This window comes from Desulfovibrio sp. SGI.102 (assembly GCF_050314315.1).
GTDB lineage: Bacteria > Desulfobacterota > Desulfovibrionia > Desulfovibrionales > Desulfovibrionaceae > Desulfovibrio.
Genome location: NZ_JBNPNC010000100.1, coordinates 1 through 3,627, shown reverse-complemented (window position 1 = coordinate 3,627; position 3,627 = coordinate 1). Strand labels below are relative to the sequence as shown.

General features: G+C 65.3%; 5 protein-coding genes. All 5 read left to right on the top strand.

The window, feature by feature from the left end; all coding sequences use genetic code 11:
- Positions 1–155: 155 nt before the first annotated feature.
- From ACQRCJ_RS12160 to ACQRCJ_RS12140, 5 genes are read left to right on the top strand one after another with little or no spacing between them, the layout of a single operon-like run.
- Positions 156–818, top strand: coding sequence for a site-2 protease family protein (locus tag ACQRCJ_RS12160; protein WP_168936427.1), 663 nt, complete (start codon positions 156–158; stop codon positions 816–818).
- Between the two features lie 28 nt (positions 819–846).
- Entirely contained in the window at positions 847–1,839 is a 993-nt protein-coding gene (trpS, locus tag ACQRCJ_RS12155) for a tryptophan--tRNA ligase (RefSeq protein ID WP_297138806.1), read from the top strand.
- A 5-nt stretch (positions 1,840–1,844) separates the two neighbouring features.
- Positions 1,845–2,282 carry a Holliday junction resolvase RuvX gene (gene ruvX, locus ACQRCJ_RS12150; protein WP_006007180.1) on the top strand — a complete coding sequence of 146 codons (438 nt, stop codon included), beginning with the start codon at positions 1,845–1,847 and terminating at the stop codon, positions 2,280–2,282.
- Positions 2,279–3,325, top strand: coding sequence for an endolytic transglycosylase MltG (gene mltG, locus ACQRCJ_RS12145; RefSeq protein WP_297138803.1), 1,047 nt, complete (start codon positions 2,279–2,281; stop codon positions 3,323–3,325). Before ruvX ends, mltG begins: the two co-directional genes overlap by 4 nt.
- A gap of 14 nt (positions 3,326–3,339) precedes the next feature.
- Positions 3,340–3,576, top strand: a complete 237-nt coding sequence (locus ACQRCJ_RS12140) for a hypothetical protein (RefSeq protein ID WP_006007176.1) — start codon at positions 3,340–3,342, stop codon at positions 3,574–3,576.
- Positions 3,577–3,627: the final 51 nt, after the last annotated feature.

Below are 3,627 nucleotides of genomic sequence, written 5' to 3'. Positions count from 1 at the left end.
TATCTAATATTAAATAGTAAATCCAGCAGATTACATCGGCCATCAATATCCCGCGCATTTCTCCCTTACTCTTCCCCCAGACATAACACCCCTCTCATCTCTCCCCCCGGGCCCCTCGTATCGACATTTGACCCGTTGCATGGTACTTGCGGCAGATGTTCGATTTTGCATTCAACGCACAGCGCTTCGCTGTCTACCTGATCCCCACCCTGCTCGGCATCATCATGCATGAAGTGGCCCACGGCTGGATGGCCTCCCGCAAGGGGGACCAGACCGCCCGCTTCATGGGCCGCCTGACCCTCAATCCCGTCTCGCATTTCGACGCCCTGGGCGCGGCCGTGTTCCTGCTCACCAGCCTGGGCACGGGCTTCATCTTCGGCTGGGCCAAGCCGGTGCCGGTCAATGTGCGCAACCTGCGCGACCCCGCCCGCGACATGATGTGGGTGGCCCTGGCCGGGCCCGTGACCAACTTCCTGCTGGCCATCGGCTTTGCCCTTGTCCTGGGCGCCGTGGTGGCCATGCTGCCCAGCCCCGACATCTCGGACACCACGCGCTACTTCCTGCTTATGCTGGTGGCCGGGGTGAACATCAACCTCTGCCTCGCCTGGATCAACCTGCTGCCCATCCCGCCGCTGGACGGCAGCAAGATCGTGGCCTATTTCCTGCCGCCGCGCGCCGCCTGGGCCTATATGAGCGCCGGGCGCTACGGCTTCATCATCCTGGTGCTCCTGCTGGCCACGGGCCTGTTGGGGCACATCCTCGGGCCTCTTATCGGCGGGGGCAGCGATCTGCTGCTTTCGCTTGTCGGTATCAAGTAAGTAACGGAACTTCTAAAGGAATCTTGAAATGAACACTGTTCGTCCGCGTACGGTTTCGGGCATGCGTCCCACCGGGCCGCTCCATCTGGGTCACTACTTCGGCGTCCTCAAGAACTGGGTGGAACTCCAGCACACCGAGGAAGCCTATTTCTTCGTGGCCGACTGGCACGCCCTGACCAGCGATTATGCCGACCCCTCCAACATCGCCACCAACGTGGAAGAGATGGTCAAGGACTGGGTGGCCGCCGGGCTGGATCCCGAAAAGTGCGTCATCTTCCGCCAGAGCGCGGTCAAGGAACACGCCGAGCTGAGCCTGCTGCTCTCCATGATCACCCCCGTCTCCTGGCTGGAACGCAACCCCACCTACAAGGAACAGCAGCAGCAGATCACCAACAAGGACCTGGGCAACGCGGGCTTCCTCTGCTACCCCGTGCTCATGGCCGCGGACATCCTCATGTACCGTCCCCACGGCGTGCCCGTGGGTGAAGACCAGCTGCCCCACATGGAGCTGACCCGCGAGATCGCCCGCCGCTTCAACTACCTCTATGGCGGCAACTTCTTCCCCGAGCCGCAGGCCATGCTCACCCCCGCGGCCAAGTGCCCCGGCCTGGACGGCCGCAAGATGTCCAAGAGCTACAACAACGGCATCTTCCTGCGTGACACCATGGCCGACATCGAGCCCAAGGTGCGCGGCATGTTCACCGACCCGGCCCGCCTGCGCAAGAGCGATCCCGGCAACCCGGACGTCTGCAACCTCTTCCCCTACCATGTGCTGCTGGCCAGCCCCGAAGAGCAGGCCGAGATCCGCACCGGCTGTACCGGCGCCAGCTTCGGCTGTGTGGAATGCAAGAAGCGCTTCCTGAAGAACCTGGAAGCCTTCCTGGCTCCCCTGCAGGAACGCCGCGCCGCCCTGTCGGCCCGTCCCGGTGCCGTGGCCGAGATCCTGGCCGCCGGCAACGAACGCGCCCGCGCCTTCGCCTCCGCCACGCTGGCCGAAGTGCGCGCCAAGATGGGGCTGTAAACGCCTTGAAATGGGTAGGTATTGATTACGGCCTGGCCCGCACGGGCCTGGCCGCCACCGACCCGGAAGGCATCATGGCCTATCCGCTGACCACCATCCGCCTGGCCGACTACGCCAACCGCAAGGAATTCCTGGCGGCGCTGGCCGGGCGGATCCTCGAGGAGCGCCCCGACGCCGTGGTCATGGGCCTGCCCCTGCTCACCGACGGCACCGAGAGCATGACCACCCGGCAGGTGCGCAACGTCACCGAGCGCCTCAAGCGCCGCGTGCCCCTGCCCTTCTATTTCATGTCCGAGCTGCTCAGCTCCGAGGCCGCCGAGCGCGAACTGCGCGAGGTGGGCCGCACGGGCCGCCGCTGCAAGGCCGTGCTGGACCAGCAGGCCGCCGTGCGCATCCTGGAGTCCTTTCTTTCCCTCAGCCCTGACCAGCGGAGGCCGGCATGAAGACCGTACTGCGCATCGTGGCTGTCCTTGTCCTGCTGGCGGCGGCCGCTGCCGGCTGGGCGGGGTACGAGGCCTGGACCTTCCTCAAGACGCCCCCGGCCACACCGGGGCAGGAAGCCTTCTTCGACGTGGAACCCGGCGCCAATGTGCGCCGTGTGGCCGACAAGCTGGAAGAACGCGGCCTCATCACCGATGCGCGCAAGTTCCTGCTGCTGGCCCGCTACAAAAAGTGGGACAGCCGCCTGCAGGCCGGCCGCTTTGCCCTCAATACGGGCTGGCTGCCGGAACAGGTGCTGGATACCCTGGTCAACGGCCAGCCGGTGCTGTTCCGCGTCACCGTGCCCGAAGGCCTGACCTGGTGGCAGACCGCCAAGGTGCTGGAAGAGGCCGGGCTGGTACGCTTTGAGGATTTCCGGGCCGTCATCACGGATCCGGCCTTTTTGCGCCACTACGGCATCCCCTTCGATTCGGCCGAGGGCTTCCTCATGCCGGACACCTATCTGCTCAAGAAGGCCGACGTGCCCGACAAGGCCCAGGCCCGTGCCGTGGCCGGCCGCATGGTGGACAACTTCTGGCGCAAGGGCGACGCCCTCTGGCCCGACGGCAAACGGCCCTCCCGCGACGAGCTGCGCCGTCTGGTGATCCTGGCTTCCGTCGTGGAGAAGGAGACCGCCTTTGCCGACGAGCGGCCGCGCGTGGCCGGCGTCTATGCCAACCGTTTGCGCATCAACATGGCGCTCCAGGCCGACCCCACGGTCATCTACGGGCTGGGGCCCAACTTTGACGGCAACCTGCGCCGCCGCCATCTGGACGACGCCAACAACATCTACAACACCTACCAGCGTCCCGGCCTGCCGCCCGGCCCCATCTGCTCGTTCGGCGCCAGCGCCCTGGCCGCGGCCATCACGCCCGAAGAGCACAAGTACCTCTATTTCGTGGCCATCACCGACGGCGGCCGCCACGCTTTTTCCACCAACCTCGACGATCATAACCGCGCCGTGCGACAGTACCTCAAGAACCGTCGCGCCCAGCGCCAGCAATAACAGGAAGGCAGGTCATGAAGTATTTGATCATGGAAGATTTTTCCGGCCAGCCCGTGCCCTTCATCTTTCCCCGCCGCGTGGACCACGCCGACATGCGCGACCAGCTCCCCTACGGGCAGGTCATCTCCGCCGGTGTGGTGGAACACGGCCCCGAGGGCTTCGTCTGCCACGGCGGCAACGCCGAACTCAATGTCAAAGCCCGGCCGGAGGAAGACGCGGCCATCATCACCGAGGCCCTGCGCGTCCGGTAAGGCCATATCCGCGAAGGACGGGGAAGGATCTTTGAGGGGGGAACCCCTCTC